Raw genomic sequence first — 14,548 nt, forward strand, 5'->3', positions numbered from 1 at the left:
GGCAGCAATACGCCCTTGCAGGCCATGAAGGACGGGAACAAACTCAAGCCGGAGTTGTTCAAGAAGCAGCCATACTACCTGCCGGGATGTGACATCTACTGTGCAACTTTCGTGCTTTTCCGCAATCAGTACCAGTGCAGATTTGCCAGCAATCGCTTGTGGCTCTCTATCGCCAGCTTAATGAACTCAGGGTCACCCCGTCCGAAACCGGCCTTGGCAAGAACCGCAATGAATTCGTCATCATCGAAGCGCTTGGAGATACGTTCCCGGTATTGATAGGCCCAGCCGCCACGCCCAACCGGTGCCCAAAGGTAGTTTCTGCCGTGCTCAGACTGGCTCATTGTTTCTTGAAGCTGGGCTTTGTCCACCTCCTCTAAGTGGCGGATTGCGGCCACCCCTTCCGCGAACAACGAAACATCCGAGACGGATATTCTCGGGGGAAGGAACGTGCTGCACCACTTCCCGAATGTTCCGTCCACCAAGTGATCCTGAAACGGCGTATACCGCCGCTCCATGTCGGGCATATTCTGCCAATAGTCCTTTTTCGATCCTTCCCAAGTCGAAGGCCCCACTACGTCCAACAGGCGTTTCGTGCGCTCGCGCCTGTTTTCGACTTCCACGCCCATGAATTCATGCAACGCCTGCCAGCGTTCCGCCGTCTGTAGTCCAAGAGCGCAAGCTTGATACGCCAATACAGCCGGATAGCTGCGCATTTCGAGATAGACGACTCGCCCGCCTTGCGTCTCTGCGGCAAAGCTCAACACGCCTTTGATGGCGTCTATCACGGTTCTCAGTTGGGCGACGTCACCCCATCGGCCTATCAACCCGCAAACTTTGGCCAGCCCCTCGGAGATGGATTCGTAGAGGGCCACCCGCTTCTGAAAATCCTCTGCCGCAACCGGCCCGTGCGGTGCAAAATCGTCTTGGTCATGACGCGCTATTATCCGCTCCACTTCCTCTGACACCAAATCCGAAAGCTGAATCCGATGCTCAGGCTTCGCCAGATACCGCTTGGCGCGGCTCACTGTCATATCGACGCTCAGCGGATTCTGCCGCTGCGATTGCGCCAGCGTCTCGACCTGTTCCACCATTTTCACAAAGAAGGAGTCCGCATCGGCAATGGGGACCGTCACGCCCTTACGGGCGCTGCACAACTCCGCCCCACGCCCTCGCAATTCGCCTCTGGAAGCCCAGAACATCGGATAGCGCCGGTTCGGCGCGCGCAAGATCGCAGACCGCAAGGCATGATCCCATTCGCCAGACCAGCCACACACAATCAGCCCGTGTTCATCAATGATACGGTCTAACAGCGCGTTGTAGGCATCCGGGTACGCCTCTAGCTCCGCGTCGGTATTGAGAATCCGCGCATCCTTGTAATCGCCATGCAATTTCAGGATGTAGCAGGCGCTATGCGTCAACGGCTCCGCGCCTTCCAAGGCATCGGGCGAACCGACAACGGTAGGTTCAACACCTTCTTCCCGAAGTGCATTTTCCATTAGGCGGTCAAAATTGGTGGTGACGATCACGCGGACATGTCCGCTGCGCACCAGCTTTGCGATTGCCTTATGCCCAGCCGTGGGCACCTTCCGGCCTTCCTCGCGGTCTTCTTCATTCGGTTCAATGTAACTGTGCAGAATGGCGCGGCGTTCTGCCGGTGTGGACGCCAGTTGCGCCAGCAACGCCGAATAGTCCGGTTCCTTGCCTTCCTTCTCGACATACCACGCCGCCCAATCGTCCTGTTCCTCAACGCCTTGTGCGAGCGCCACGCGCCGAACAAGGTCCAAGGTGATTTCCCAGCCTGTTGGAATCTCAGCCGCGCGGGACAATCCAGACCCCAGCAAGAGCGCGAAAACGCCCCTGTTTTCATGTATAGAAAACGCAAGTTGCGTGGCGGGGTCACCGAAAGCTGTCATTCGCAGCACTCCAATAGCTATATGTTCACGGGGGCGAGACCCTGCATACCACAGCTTGTGGGTAAGTCACGATAGGAAAGCTGGGATGTGGGGTGTGAATGCTCTTTAGATGATGGGTCATTTTTTGTGGAGAGTACCCGCTAACGCGGGCACCAAACCCGCCAATTTTTTTTTCTGGTGATCCCCTGTTTTTTCTATAGCGTCCGTTCTGCCGAACGATTGTTCGGTAGCGCTTCCCGCCCCGAGCGCCACCCCTTCGCCAAGCTCGCCCGTTCTCTGGATCGTCTGACGACGACAGCCCGCGCAGTGCAGAACACCGCTTAAGCCTATGCCGAGACTGCGCATTCTAACAGTTGGGCAGGGTGTTACGGCCCGCGTCAGCGGGCCAGCATGAGTCCGTTAGGCTATACCTCAAAAGACTCCCAAAAATACCTTGAAAGAGTGTCCGTAAGGGTATCGAATCACCAACGGACATGCTATTTAACGATCAATACCCTTACGGACACATGCGGAGTTTCAGCCACGCAAACCATCCTTTACGCCCGCGTCTCAACAGCGGACCAGACAGCCGCACATCAACGAAAGCACGCCGAAGATGAAGGCTTCACCATTGACCGCATTGTGGCGGATGAAGGCGTGTCCGGCGTCTCTGTACCCTTTGCGGAACGCCCCGAAGCGCGCCGCCTTTTCGATCTACTGCGCCGGGGCGATACGCTGGTAGTGCGATGGGTAGACCGGTTGGGCCGTGACTATGAAGACGTAACTAAGACCATCCGCGCCTTTATGGAAGCGGGCGTGGTTGTAAAGACTGTAATCAATAGATTCACCTTCGACGGGGCCACCGATAAGGCTATTGAAAAGGCGGTCAGAGACAGTCTGATAGCCTTCATGGCGGCGACGGCTCAGGCGCAGGCGGAAGCAACAAAGGCCGCTCAGCGCGCCGGTATCGACCACCAGAGGACCGCTGACGCGGCTTTAACCTCCGATGACCCATCCCGCCGCTACAAAGGACGAGCGCCCTCTTATGATCGCGCTACGTTCAATAGGATCGTGTCTGCACTGGATGCGCCAGAGGGGGCAAATGTCGCGGCACTGGCCCGTGAGTGTGGCGTGTCGAGACAAGCGATATTGCGGATCAAGGCTGACCCGAACGCCGCTGACGCGGCTTTGTCCAAGTGGGGCAGATGACAGCCATGCAACTCGCCACATCCATTGTCGCAATCGTCTTGCTCGGCTCTGCATACATTTTGCTAGGCGCATTTTAGCCTGCCAGACCCATGGGCGGACAGCCTGCCACAGGCGCAGAGAAGCGCGCTCAGAGGCTTGAGGTTTTGAGGGATGTGCGCCCGCGTGAGCGGGTAGAAGGCCCCTCAGGTATCGAATCTTGGGACCCAAGGGGGCGCCACGGGTAGGGGCATCGAACGCGGCCAGCTACCACATAAAGACGAAAGACCGAAATTCGTTAGCGTATGCTCGACACGCTACTATCAGTAGAAGTAAGGTTGAGCGAAAAAGTTATCGGCGTTTATCGGGCGGGCGTTAGCATTTGTGCCACTACCGGTGAGCAGAAAACCCGCCCATGCGTCACGAAAGTTATCAGACCCGCCTGAGCCGTGCAGCCTACCATCAAGTCACTAACCTATAGGCTCGCAGGTCTTCAATGCGACTGGCCATCGCCTCTATCTCCATGTCGAGCGCACGAAAAGCTGTCGCAAAACTTGCAATATCTTCTGCAACGTAGTTGCAATCCGGTTCCCCATGGGGCCATTTAGGTATTCTGGCGTACGAAGGGCATAGCGCATATGTCGCCACGATTGGCTGATCTTCTTGATCGTAATCTGGCCCATCAGCCCGCGTTACATAGCCGTGCGCCAGATCGTTCCGACGTTCGGCCCATCCGCGATAGGCTGCGAGTAGCGGTGCAATCTCTTTACATGTTTCGTCCGCCTCGTCCTGCTGGTCGCCGAACGCTGCAACAAAGAATTGCTTGGACAAATCTGAAAGCTTCTTTGCGCGCTGATGAACGTTATTGAGTCCGCCGAACGCTTCGACTTCTGCCGACTCGAAGGAGTCGCGGTCGTCGTCCAACAAGAGCGCATGGTGAAGCGCAGCGGTCACTGCGTTTACTCCCTCCCAATCCGAGACGGCATGACCGAGTGCCGCGTAAAGAGGCTCCGCTTCCCGGTCGCCCGGTCGATTGGGAATGGCGCTGATTTCAGGGCGCGCCCATGGTTCATGTCTGGCCACTACCCAAACTCCGTCAATCTAGCTGCAACAACACTAAATCGAGGTAGGGTGTCGCGCTACAGTCAAACAATACGATGTTGGCCGCGCCGCTCCACCTGACGGCGGCAGAGCAGTGCCGAGCACACCACCGCACCGCCAACCGTGACCTGACACGCGAAAGGGAAACACTCCATCGCGCCACAAGCTGTAGCGTATAAGGAAGGGTATAACGAGATGCGTGAGTCTCGCTTTTCCGTTTATTTTCATGTGTTTACAGAAAGTAGTGGCAGCCCGTAGGGGAATCGAACCCCTCTTTCCAGGTTGAAAACCTGGCGTCCTAACCGATAGACGAACGGGCCAATGCCGCGGCCCGAAGACCTTGTACCGAGTCACGATATGGCAGCCCGTAGGGGAATCGAACCCCTCTTTCCAGGTTGAAAACCTGGCGTCCTAACCGATAGACGAACGGGCCATATCTTCTCAGTGACAGGGCTTCTAAGCAAAGCCTCCCTTGCTTGCAAGCGAAAAATCGCGAAATCTGGCGGTTCCCGGAAAAGCCCGGACCGCGGGGCATAGACGCGTTTTATCGCCCCGAAAACATGGCCTTGGCGCAGGTGCGCTCAGGCTTGGGCCGCGTCCTCAAGCCGCAGTTGCACCGACCGGCGCCCATTCCATTCATTGATCTCGATCCGACCCGCTACATGGAATCGCCGCCCCCCATGATCCGACAGGGCCGGACCCAGCGGCCCGTCAAAGGCGCCGAACGCGATGGCGTCGATCCGGGTGCCCTGCCCGTCGTCGAAACTGACCTTCAGATGCCCCGCCCCGACCTGCTTGGCAAAGCCGACGCGCATGTCGGGAAACGCAAAGCGCGGCCCCGGAGCGCCTGCCCCAAAGGGCCCCGCCGTTTCGATGCCTTCGCACAGCTCGACCGTGGCGGCGCCGGGCATCAGCGTACCGTCCAGCCGCAGGTCGGCCGCCCCACCGATGCCCGCCCCCTGCTTTGACAACAGGTCGGACAACCGCGCCATCGCCGCGTCCAGCTGATCGCGCGCTACGGTAAGACCTGCCGCCATCTTGTGCCCGCCGCCCTTGATAAGCAGCCCCTCGGCGGCCAGCTTCTGGATCGAGGCGCCCAGATCCACCCCCGACACCGACCGCCCCGACCCTTTACCTTCGGGGCCGTCCATGCCGATCACGATGGCGGGGCGGTTGCTGCGCTCTTTCAGGCGTGACGCCGCGATGCCGACAACGCCGGGATGCCAGCCCTCGCCCGCCGCCCAGACAAGCGGAGCATCCAGACCGCGTTCCTCGGCCTGAGCAAAGGCCGCGGCGCGCACCGCCTCTTCGACCTCGCGCCGTTCGCTGTTCAACTGGTCAAGCTTGTCGGCGAGCGATCTGGCTTCGTGCGGGTCGGTGCAGGACAGCAGCCGCGCACCAAGGTCCGCCCGACCGATCCGCCCTCCCGCGTTGATGCGCGGCCCCAGAACGAACCCGAGGTGATAGGATGTCGGCGCGCGGTCCACCCGCGCCACATCGGACAGCGCCACCAGTCCGGGGCGCGCGCGCCCCGCCATCACATGCAGCCCCTGACGCACCAGCGCCCTGTTCACCCCGATCAACGGCGCAACGTCCGCCACCGTCGCCAGCGCCACAAGGTCCAGCATCGCCATCATGTCCGGCCCGCGCCGCCCTGCCTCGCGCAGCCGGCGCCCGCAATCGACCAGCGTCAGAAACACGACGGCGGCGGCGCACAGATGCGCCAGCGCGCCGTCCTCGTCCTGGCGGTTGGGGTTCACGACCGCGACGCAATCGGGCAGCGTTTCACCCGCCAGGTGATGGTCCAGCACCATCACATCCGCGCCCTTGGCAGCCGCGATCGGGCCGTGCGAAAGCGTGCCGCAATCGACGCAGACGATCAGATCGTGGGCGCGGGCAAGCTGCGCCATGGCAGGGTCATTCGGGCCATAGCCTTCGTCGATGCGATCGGGCACATACAGCGTGGCGGTCAGCCCCAACTGGGCGAACCAGTCAAGCAGCGCCGCCGCCGAGGTGCCCCCGTCGACATCGTAGTCGGCAAAGATCGCCACCCGCTCGCGCCTGTCGACCGCCGCCACCAGCCGCGCCGAAGCGGCCTCCATGTCGCGCAGGCTGCGCGGATCGGGCAGCAGGTCGCGCAGCTTGGGGTCCAGGTAGCCCGGCACCTCTTGGACCGGCACACCAAGCCGCGCCAGCACGCCGCACAGGGGCCGCGCAAGACCGGTCTGTTGTGCCATCGCTTCGGCCAGGCGGTCCGTTTCGACGCCAGGCCCGACCCAGCGCCGTCCGCTCAGCGAGCAATCAACCCCGAGATATGCCATCACACCTTTCCCTCATGCGGCCGGATCCGGCCCGATAACGCAAAAAGGCGGGGAACGGAACGCCGCCCCCCGCCTTTCATCCCTGGTGAGGCCGACCGTTACTCGAACGGGTTGCGGTAGATCACGCGCCGCACCGACCCGGTCTTGGACCGCATCAGGATGGTTTCAGTGGTAATCCAGCCGGGCTCGCGCTTGATACCCGACAGGATCGACCCGTCGGTGACGCCGGTAGCGGCAAAGATCACATCCGCGGTGACCAGTTCGTCGCGGGTGTAGATCTTGTCCAGATCGGTGATGCCGGCCTTGGCGGCGCGCCCGCGTTCGTCATCGTTGCGAAACAGCAGCTTGCCGTACATCTGCCCGCCCATGCATTTGAGCGCGGCGGCGGCCAGCACGCCCTCGGGGGCGCCGCCAGAGCCCATATACATGTCGATGCCCGTGATGTGGGATTCGGCGCAATGCATCACGCCGGCCACGTCACCGTCGGTGATAAGCCGGATCGCAGCTCCGGTGGAGCGCACTTCGGCGATCATGTCTTCGTGGCGGGGGCGTTCCAGAATGCAGACCGTGATGTCGGTGTTCTTGACACCCTTGGCCTTGGCCAGTGCCGCGACGCGTTCCGCCGGGCTCATGGCCAGCGTCACCACATCGACCGGCAGGCCCGGCCCCACGGCCAGCTTTTCCATGTAGACGTCGGGCGCGTGCAGCATCGAGCCGCGCGGTCCCATGGCGATCACGGTCAGCGCGTTGGGCATGTCCTTGGCGGTCAGCGTCGTGCCTTCCAGCGGGTCAAGCGCGATGTCCACGCCGGGGCCGGTGCCGGTGCCGACCTCTTCGCCGATGTACAGCATCGGGGCCTCGTCACGCTCGCCCTCGCCGATCACCACCACGCCCTTGATGTCGAGCTTGTTGAGCTGGTCGCGCATGGCGTTCACGGCGGCCTGGTCCGCGGCCTTTTCGTCGCCATGGCCGATCAGCTTGGCCGAGGCGATGGCGGCCTGCTCGGCCACCCGTGCCAGGCCCAGCGAAAGCATACGGTCATTGAAATCCTTGGGGATCGACATGGGATCTTCCTCTGAAAAGTCTGTCGCGAAGGGTGTAGCCCGGCCCGGAACGAAAGCACAAGGCCGGTCGCGCTAACGTGCCCTTGCGGGCGGGGCCGCGCGGGTCACGGCGGCGATACGCCGCCCCCGCGACGGGCTGGCGCCTCAGACCGCTTCGATGCGCAGCGCCACGGGCGTGTCCTGCACGACGCCGGTTCCGGCGATCGCCTCCAGCGCCTGGTCAAGCGCCGCGCGAGTCGTCTTGTGGGTGACGATCAGCACCGGGGCGGCGCTGTCGATATGGTCGTACTGGCGCATCCGGTGGATCGACACCCCCGCATCGCCTAGGGCCGCCGCCACCTTGGCCAGCGCGCCGGGTTTGTCCGCAAGATTCATGCGCAAATAATAAGGTGCCGGCGTTGCGGTCTGCGCCGGGGTCGCGGCAACCAGGCGGGACGCGGGCGCACCGAAGGTGGTGACGCGCGTGCCCCGCGCGATGTCCATCACGTCGCCCATCACCGCGCTGGCGGTAGGGCCTTCGCCCGCGCCCGCGCCGCGCATGACGATCTGCCCGACCTGATCGCCGTCGATCACCACCATGTTGGTGCCGCCATCCAGTTGCCCCAGCGGAGAGGTCGCAGGCACAAGGCAGGGCGACATCGACTGTTCCAGGCCGCGCCCGGTCAGGCGACAGACGCCCAGCAGCTTGATCTTGTAGCCCATGTCGCTGGCCTGGCGGATATCGTCGATGCTGACGCGCCCGATGCCTTCCAGTTCGACCGAGCTGAATGCGACTTGCGTGCCAAAGGCGATCGAGGCCAGCAGCGCAAGCTTGTGCCCCGCGTCGATGCCGCCCACGTCAAGCTCGGGGTCGGCTTCCAGAAAGCCCAGCGCGTCGGCCTCGGCAAAGGCCGCGGCATAGGACAGCCCGGCGCTTTCCATCCGCGTCAGGATGTAGTTGCAGGTGCCGTTCATCACGCCCATCACCCGGGTGATGTCATTGCCCGCAAGACTTTCGGTCAGCGCCTTGATGACCGGGATGCCGCCTGCGACCGCCGCCTCGAACCGCAGCACGGCGCCGTTTTGTTCGGCCAGCTCGGCCAGCGCCTGGCCGTGATGCGCCAGCAGCGCCTTGTTCGCGGTGACCACGTCCTTGCCCGCCTTCAGCGCGGCCTCGACCGCGGCCTTCGCGGGGCCGTCCGACCCGCCGACCAGTTCGACGAAAACGTCCACGTCGTCGCGCTGCGCCAGCGCCACGGGATCGTCCTGCCAGTCGTAGGATGCCAGCGACACCCCGCGATCCTTGTCACGGTTGCGTGCGGACACGGCAGAGATTTCGATCCGGCGGCCCGCACGGTCCTGCAACAGGGCGGATTTCTGGCGGACGATCTTGACGACCCCGGCGCCCACGGTGCCAAGGCCGGCGATCCCGAGACGAAGCGGTTCAGTGGTAGGGCCGGACATCGGGGCGTTCCTTCTTGTCGAGCGCGGCAGCACCTGCCGCGCGAAAACTTTGCGAATGTGACGCGCACGCAGTATCCGCAGGACGCGCCGCGTGCAACGTCGTCGGTGCAACTTGATCGGAACGCGCCAGTCAGCCGGGCCAGCTGACCCCGCGCCGCATGCGCGCGCGCTCCGGCGCGGGCACGACGGGGCCCTGCAGGCGCGCCGCGCGGGCGCGCAGCCCTGCGGCCCGGCTTTCGATACCGGCCTGCATCTGCGGCGTGACGCGCGCCACCGGCCCCTCTGTGAGCTGATCCAGCGGCAACAGATCGGGATAGGGCGCCCAGCGCGTTTCCGTGGCGCGGGCCCGATCAAGATCGGGAAAAGCGGCGCAGCCCCAGAGGGCAACAGGGATCAGGAAGGGCAGCAGGCGCATGGGTCATCTTTCGTCCGGTCTGTTTCCCTCTTGCCGCACCGGACGGTCCGGGGCAAGCACGCGACTTGATCTGAACAGCCGTTCAAATCTATCCTGTGATATGGCGCGCACTCAGGGATCCCATTCAGCACAGACCGGCCCCCGCATTCGCGAGGCCGCCCTGCGGCTTTTCGCCAAGCACGGCTATGCCGCCGTATCGATGCGCCAGATCGCCAGGGACGTCGGTGTTCAGGCCGGGGCGCTGTACAACTACACCCCCGACAAGCAGGCGCTGCTGTTCGATCTGCTCAAGGGCCACATGGACGAGCTGCTTGCCGCCTGGAAGGCCGAACCGACCCCCGCCACCCCCACCCTGCGGCTTGAAGCCTTCGTGAGGTTTCACATCCGGTTCCACCTTGCACGCCCGCAGGCGATTTTCATTTCCTACATGGAGTTGCGCAACCTCGACCCCGACAATTTCGCCATCATCGAAGGGTTGCGCAAACGCTACGAGAGCACGCTGACCGGCATTCTGCGCGACGGGCTGACCGAGGGCAGCTTTGCGGTGCCGGACCCGGCGCTGGCCACCTACGCGCTGATCGCCATGCTGACCGGGGTCAATACATGGTATCGCGACAAGGGGCGCCTTTCGGTGGACGAGGTGTCGGACATCTACTGGGACATGACATGCCGAATGGTCGCACGCTGATACGCGCCAGCGCCCTGGCCCGGCCCGGCCCGGCCCGGCCCGGATTGTCGCGCAACGATTGTCCGGCCCTGCCCCGTCCCGCGCAAAACGACGTGACGACGGGGGGCGCCCTGTCCGTGCCCGCCCGTCAATCAGCGGGTCTGCTGCACCGATTCGAGATATTCCACCAGCGCCACCATCTTGCGCGGCGTCGGGGTCATCTTGCCATCGCCGGTGTCCAGAGGAATCAGATCGCCTTCCAGAAGCTCTCCGAATTCCGGCATCGAGGGGCCTGCAAGGTCGGATTTGGTATAGCCGTCGATGGTCGACAGCACCTTGGCACGCGGAAAGCTGTCACCGTGACGCAACGAGATCAGGGTCAGGTCCTTGGGCGCCGGGGACATCGCGCGGGCCATCGGGCCGTCACCCCTTGCATTTTCGCCGTGGCAGGCCGAACAATATTCCATATAAAGCGCCCGCCCGTCCGCCGCCTGAGGCATCTCTTCGGGCGCGCAAGCGACCAACCAAAGCCCCGCGCACACCCACGCGCCGATCATCACCCGTTTCATGCCATCGCTCCCTCGTATGCCTGCCCCCCTCTCTCGCCCGTGGCGGCAGCCGGATCAAGCCCTTCGCGAAAGATCGCCCATGCCCGTCTATGCCCTGACCATGCTCGCCGCCGGGATCGGCATTCCGGTACTGGCCGCGCTCAACGCCCGGCTGGGGACGAATATCGGCTCGCCCGCCGGGGCAGCGGTGATCCTGTTCTGCGTGGCGCTGTCGGCGGCGCTGGTGGTGCTTTTCGTGCTTGATCCGCGCCCCGTCGCGCGTGCCTGGGGCGCCCCGAAGCATCTGTTCCTGGCGGGGCTGTTCGTGGCCTTTTATGTCCTGAGCATCACCTTCGTCGCCCCGCATTTCGGCATCGGACGGTCCATTTTCTTCGTTCTGGTGGGCCAGCTGATAAGCGCCGCGATCATCGACCATTTCGGACTGCTGGGTGCGATCCCGGCGCCGCTCAGCCTGTCGCGCGGGGCGGGAATCGCGCTGATGGCGTCGGGGGTCTGGCTGGCCATGCGCTAGATCGGGGTGAGCTTCCCGGCCTCCATCCGCACCCGACGGTCCATTCGCGCCGCCAGTTCCAGATTGTGCGTGGCGATCAGCGCGGAAAGGCCGGTGTCGCGCACCAGCGCCATCAGCGCGCCGAACACCGTGTCCGACGTGTCCGGATCAAGGTTGCCTGTCGGTTCATCCGCCAGCAGCAGCCTGGGCGTATTCGCCATGGCCCGGCAGAATGCCACGCGCTGCTGTTCGCCCCCCGACAATGCGGCGGGGCGATGCTGCGCCCGGCTTTCGATACCGACGCTGGCAAGCAGTTGCAGGGCGCGGGCCTCGGCATCGGCCTTGGGGATGCCATTGGCGAGCTGCGGCAGGGCGATGTTTTCCAGCGCGGTAAATTCCGGCAACAGGTGGTGGAACTGATAGACAAAGCCGATTTCCTGCCGGCGCAGGATGGTGCGGCGGCGGTCGGATTTTCCGCCCGGCGTCTCGCCCGCGATGGCGACCTCACCGGCATCGGCGGTATCCAGAAGCCCCGCGATGTGCAGCAAGGTCGACTTGCCCGCCCCCGACGGCGCGACAAGACCGACGACCTCGCCCCGCCCGACGCTCAGTGAAGCGCCGCGCAGCACGGCGACCTCGTTGGGCTGGCCCGAGTTGTAGGTCTTGGTGATGCCCGACAGGCGCAGCACAGGATCATTCATAGCGCAGCGCCTCTACCGGGTTCATCCGCGCCGCACGGCGGGCGGGAAAGATCGTGACGACAAAGGACAGCCCCAGCGACAGGGCCATCGCGCTGAGCACATCCCCTACCTGCAGCTTGGCAGGCAGCGAATAGATGCCCCGCACCGAAGGGTCCCACACCCCGCCCCCCGCGACGTAATCGACAAAGGCAAAGATCGGGTCGATATACAGCGCGAACAGGCAGCCCAGCGCCACGCCCGCCAGGGTTCCGATGACGCCGGTAAACGCCCCGCAGATAAAGAACACCCGCAGCACCGACCCTTCGGTCAGGCCCATGGTGCGCAGGATGCCAATATCGCGGCCCTTGTTCTTGACCAGCATAATCAGGCCGGAAACGATGTTCATGGTGGCAATCAGCACAAGCACCGACAGGATCACGAACATCACGTTATCCTCGACCTCAAGCGCGCGCAAAAACGCGCCCGACGCGTCCTGCCATGTCCAGATGATCGCGCCCGCGCCGGCGGCCTGCTGGATGTCCAGCGCGATATCCTCGACCTGTTCGGGATCGGTGGTCATCACCTCCAATTCGTCAGCCACACCTTCGCGGTTGAAATACAGCTGCGCCTCGTCAAACGGCATGTAGACCCGCGTGCGGTCGATGTCGTAGCGCCCGGCGGTAAAGATATAGATCACCGGATAGGTCTTGACCCGCGGGCTGACCCCAAAGGCGGTGCGCACCCCGTCGGGCGAGATCAGCTTGACCTCGTCGCCCACACCGATGCCCAGCTCGCGCGCCACACCGGACCCGATGGCGATGCCGGTGGCCTGCGGCATGTCGAAGGGCACGATTCCCTCGTCACCCTCGGCGTCCGCCTCATCATCGGGCACATCGTCGCCCTCGACGATGTCGGGGATGGTGAATGCGGGGGCGTCGGGCTGCACGCCAAAGCTGTCCAACGACCCGCGCCCGGTTTCGGGATCGACGATGCGCGGGATCGCCGCCAGATCCTCCGCGCGGATGCCGAACACCTCGACCCCGGCGTTGCGGCTGTTCGCGGTGGCCATCACCTGCCCCTTGACCAGCGGAGCCACGCGCGTCACCCCCGCCACCTCGGCCACCCGCGCGGCCCGCTCGGCGAAATCGGGAAAGCTGCGCCGGGTGCGCCCGTCTTCGTCCTGCTGCGTCTGGGCATAGACGGTGACATGGGCATTGGCCCCCAGGATCGTGTCGACGAATTCAGCCCGAAACCCCGAACGTACCGCCAGCGTGGCGATCAGCGCGAACACCGCCAGCGTGATCCCCACAAGGCTGATCCAAGTCATCACGCTGACGCCGCCCTCGGCGCGGCGCGCCCGCAGATAGCGCCAGGCGATCATCCATTCAAAGCGGGCAAAGGGGGGCGGTGTGTTGGCCATTCGGGGGACAGGCCTTTCCTGCTGCGTCTGCTCGGGTCACAACTGGCCCGTCCCCTTGCCGCGGTCAAGCGCAAGCCGGACACGCGGCGGCGCTTTCCCGTGATATGTGACGGCTGCGTCGGGATGGGCGCCCCCGTACGACTTGACCTTGGGCGCGGCGCAGGCATAGTCGCGCCCCATGACTGGACCTCGTTTTCCCCGCCTGATCGCCGACCTGCCAGCCACCGTGCCCTTTGTCGGACCCGAACAACATGAGCGCGCCGAAGGGGTGGTGTTTCGCGCCCGACTTGGCGCGAATGAAAGCGTGTTCGGCCCCTCGCCCAAGGCCATCGCCGCCCTGCGCGATGCGGATGCCGAGATCTGGAAATACGCCGACCCCAGCCACCACGACCTCAAGGCCGAACTGTCGGCGCGGCTTGGCTGCACCCCCGCCAATATCGTATTCGGCGAAGGCATCGACGGGCTGCTGGGCTATCTTGTCCGGTTGCTGGTCGCGCCCGGCGACGCGGTGGTGACCTCGGATGGCGCCTACCCGACCTTCAGCTTCCACGTCACCGCCTATGGCGGCACGCTGCACAAGGTGCGCTATCGCGACGACGCCGAAGACATCGCCGCCCTGTTCGCCAAGGCGGCCGAGGTCAATGCCAGGATCGTCTATCTTGCCAACCCCGACAACCCGATGGGCAGCTGGCACAGCGGTGCCGCCATCCAGGCCGCCCTGCCGCTGCTGCCCGAGGGCTGCGTGCTGGCCCTGGACGAGGCCTATATCGAATTCGCCCCCGAAGGCACCGCGCCCGACATTGATATCGACGACCCGCGCGTCATACGCTTTCGCACCTTTTCCAAGGCTTACGGCATGGCGGGGGCACGGGTGGGATATGCGTTCGGCGCGGCGGACACGATCCGCGCCTTTGACAAGATCCGCAATCATTTCGCCATGAACCGGGCGGCGCAGGCCGGCGCGCTGGCGGCGTTGCAGGATGACAACTGGCTGGACGGTATCCGCGACAAGGTCGTTGCGGCACGGGCGCGCATCCGTGAGATCGCGCTGGCGAACGGGCTGACGGCACTGCCCTCGGCGACCAACTTCGTGGCGGTCGATTGCGGCGGCGACGGGACTTTTGCAAAGGCCGTGCTTCAGGCGCTGACAGCGCGGGGCGTGTTCGTGCGGATGCCGTTCGTCGCGCCTCAGAACCGGTGCATCCGCATCAGCGCGGGAACGCCCGCCGATCTTGACATACTGGCGGCTGAATTGCCGGGGGCTCTGGCGGATGCCCGCGCCGCCGTCGCGAACTGACTCC

Annotated in this window: 13 protein-coding genes and 2 tRNA genes; 4 read left to right on the forward strand and 11 right to left on the reverse strand. The window is 64.0% G+C overall.

Features of this window, described 5'->3' with window-relative positions; all coding sequences use genetic code 11:
• Positions 1–125: 125 nt before the first annotated feature.
• On the reverse strand, positions 126–1,913 hold the full coding sequence (locus ATI53_RS19235; RefSeq protein ID WP_111551129.1) for an SIR2 family protein: 1,788 nt from the start codon (positions 1,911–1,913) through the stop codon (positions 126–128).
• A gap of 390 nt (positions 1,914–2,303) precedes the next feature.
• Between ATI53_RS19235 and ATI53_RS19240 the strand changes: the two genes are divergently transcribed.
• On the forward strand, positions 2,304–3,101 hold the full coding sequence (locus tag ATI53_RS19240) for a recombinase family protein (RefSeq protein ID WP_083840600.1): 798 nt from the start codon (positions 2,304–2,306) through the stop codon (positions 3,099–3,101).
• Positions 3,102–3,539: 438 nt separating this feature from the next.
• Here ATI53_RS19240 and ATI53_RS19245 read toward each other — a convergent pair whose 3' ends face one another.
• The 7 genes from ATI53_RS19245 to ATI53_RS19275 form a co-directional block, all read right to left on the reverse strand.
• Positions 3,540–4,031: a hypothetical protein gene (locus tag ATI53_RS19245; protein ID WP_111551130.1), complete on the reverse strand. Its 492-nt coding sequence runs from the start codon at positions 4,029–4,031 to the stop codon at positions 3,540–3,542.
• 392 nt (positions 4,032–4,423) lie between these two features.
• Positions 4,424–4,498 (reverse strand) — tRNA-Glu (locus ATI53_RS19250).
• 38 nt (positions 4,499–4,536) lie between these two features.
• Positions 4,537–4,611 (reverse strand) — tRNA-Glu (locus tag ATI53_RS19255).
• Positions 4,612–4,759: 148 nt separating this feature from the next.
• On the reverse strand, positions 4,760–6,499 hold the full coding sequence (recJ, locus tag ATI53_RS19260; RefSeq protein WP_111551131.1) for a single-stranded-DNA-specific exonuclease RecJ: 1,740 nt from the start codon (positions 6,497–6,499) through the stop codon (positions 4,760–4,762).
• A gap of 98 nt (positions 6,500–6,597) precedes the next feature.
• Complete coding sequence (gene glpX / locus ATI53_RS19265; protein WP_009504251.1) at positions 6,598–7,563, reverse strand: class II fructose-bisphosphatase; 966 nt, start codon at positions 7,561–7,563, stop codon at positions 6,598–6,600.
• 144 nt (positions 7,564–7,707) lie between these two features.
• Positions 7,708–9,006, reverse strand: a complete 1,299-nt coding sequence (locus ATI53_RS19270; RefSeq protein ID WP_111551132.1) for a homoserine dehydrogenase — start codon at positions 9,004–9,006, stop codon at positions 7,708–7,710.
• Between the two features lie 130 nt (positions 9,007–9,136).
• A complete protein-coding gene (locus tag ATI53_RS19275) occupies positions 9,137–9,421 on the reverse strand; it encodes a hypothetical protein (protein ID WP_111551133.1) in 285 nt (94 codons plus the stop codon).
• A 100-nt stretch (positions 9,422–9,521) separates the two neighbouring features.
• Between ATI53_RS19275 and ATI53_RS19280 the strand changes: the two genes are divergently transcribed.
• Entirely contained in the window at positions 9,522–10,109 is a 588-nt protein-coding gene (locus ATI53_RS19280; RefSeq protein ID WP_009502638.1) for a TetR/AcrR family transcriptional regulator, read from the forward strand.
• A 131-nt stretch (positions 10,110–10,240) separates the two neighbouring features.
• Here ATI53_RS19280 and ATI53_RS19285 read toward each other — a convergent pair whose 3' ends face one another.
• Entirely contained in the window at positions 10,241–10,657 is a 417-nt protein-coding gene (locus ATI53_RS19285) for a c-type cytochrome (RefSeq protein WP_009502637.1), read from the reverse strand.
• 79 nt (positions 10,658–10,736) lie between these two features.
• On the opposite strand from ATI53_RS19285, the gene ATI53_RS19290 reads away from it, so the two are divergent.
• Complete coding sequence (locus ATI53_RS19290; RefSeq protein ID WP_009502636.1) at positions 10,737–11,168, forward strand: DMT family transporter; 432 nt, start codon at positions 10,737–10,739, stop codon at positions 11,166–11,168.
• Here the strand turns inward: ATI53_RS19290 and ATI53_RS19295 are convergent.
• Both ATI53_RS19295 and ATI53_RS19300 read right to left on the reverse strand, forming a co-directional pair.
• A complete protein-coding gene (locus ATI53_RS19295) occupies positions 11,165–11,848 on the reverse strand; it encodes an ABC transporter ATP-binding protein (RefSeq protein ID WP_111551134.1) in 684 nt (227 codons plus the stop codon). The two genes, ATI53_RS19290 and ATI53_RS19295, sit on opposite strands and share 4 nt — an antisense overlap.
• The gene (locus tag ATI53_RS19300; protein ID WP_111551135.1) at positions 11,841–13,247 is read right to left on the reverse strand and encodes an ABC transporter permease; all 1,407 of its coding nucleotides are present in this window, start codon (positions 13,245–13,247) and stop codon (positions 11,841–11,843) included. The genes ATI53_RS19295 and ATI53_RS19300 overlap by 8 nt, the downstream gene beginning before the upstream one ends.
• 178 nt (positions 13,248–13,425) lie before the next feature.
• Between ATI53_RS19300 and ATI53_RS19305 the strand changes: the two genes are divergently transcribed.
• Positions 13,426–14,544 (forward strand): pyridoxal phosphate-dependent aminotransferase, encoded by a 1,119-nt coding sequence (locus ATI53_RS19305; RefSeq protein WP_111551136.1) that lies wholly within the window; start codon positions 13,426–13,428, stop codon positions 14,542–14,544.
• The last annotated feature ends 4 nt before the right edge of the window (positions 14,545–14,548 follow it).

This window comes from Salipiger aestuarii (assembly GCF_003259905.1).
Taxonomy (GTDB): Bacteria; Pseudomonadota; Alphaproteobacteria; order Rhodobacterales; family Rhodobacteraceae; genus Salipiger; species Salipiger aestuarii.

Coding starts and splice junctions, on each gene's coding strand:
- ATI53_RS19235 (WP_111551129.1), bottom strand. CDS start 1,913: ATGACAGCTTTCGGTGACCCCGCCACGCAACTTGCGTTTTCTATACAT.
- ATI53_RS19240 (WP_083840600.1), top strand. CDS start 2,304: ATGAGTCCGTTAGGCTATACCTCAAAAGACTCCCAAAAATACCTTGAA.
- recJ (WP_111551131.1), bottom strand. CDS start 6,499: ATGGCATATCTCGGGGTTGATTGCTCGCTGAGCGGACGGCGCTGGGTC.
- glpX (WP_009504251.1), bottom strand. CDS start 7,563: ATGTCGATCCCCAAGGATTTCAATGACCGTATGCTTTCGCTGGGCCTG.
- ATI53_RS19270 (WP_111551132.1), bottom strand. CDS start 9,006: ATGTCCGGCCCTACCACTGAACCGCTTCGTCTCGGGATCGCCGGCCTT.
- ATI53_RS19275 (WP_111551133.1), bottom strand. CDS start 9,421: ATGCGCCTGCTGCCCTTCCTGATCCCTGTTGCCCTCTGGGGCTGCGCC.
- ATI53_RS19280 (WP_009502638.1), top strand. CDS start 9,522: ATGGCGCGCACTCAGGGATCCCATTCAGCACAGACCGGCCCCCGCATT.
- ATI53_RS19285 (WP_009502637.1), bottom strand. CDS start 10,657: ATGAAACGGGTGATGATCGGCGCGTGGGTGTGCGCGGGGCTTTGGTTG.
- ATI53_RS19290 (WP_009502636.1), top strand. CDS start 10,737: ATGCCCGTCTATGCCCTGACCATGCTCGCCGCCGGGATCGGCATTCCG.
- ATI53_RS19295 (WP_111551134.1), bottom strand. CDS start 11,848: ATGAATGATCCTGTGCTGCGCCTGTCGGGCATCACCAAGACCTACAAC.
- ATI53_RS19300 (WP_111551135.1), bottom strand. CDS start 13,247: ATGGCCAACACACCGCCCCCCTTTGCCCGCTTTGAATGGATGATCGCC.
- ATI53_RS19305 (WP_111551136.1), top strand. CDS start 13,426: ATGACTGGACCTCGTTTTCCCCGCCTGATCGCCGACCTGCCAGCCACC.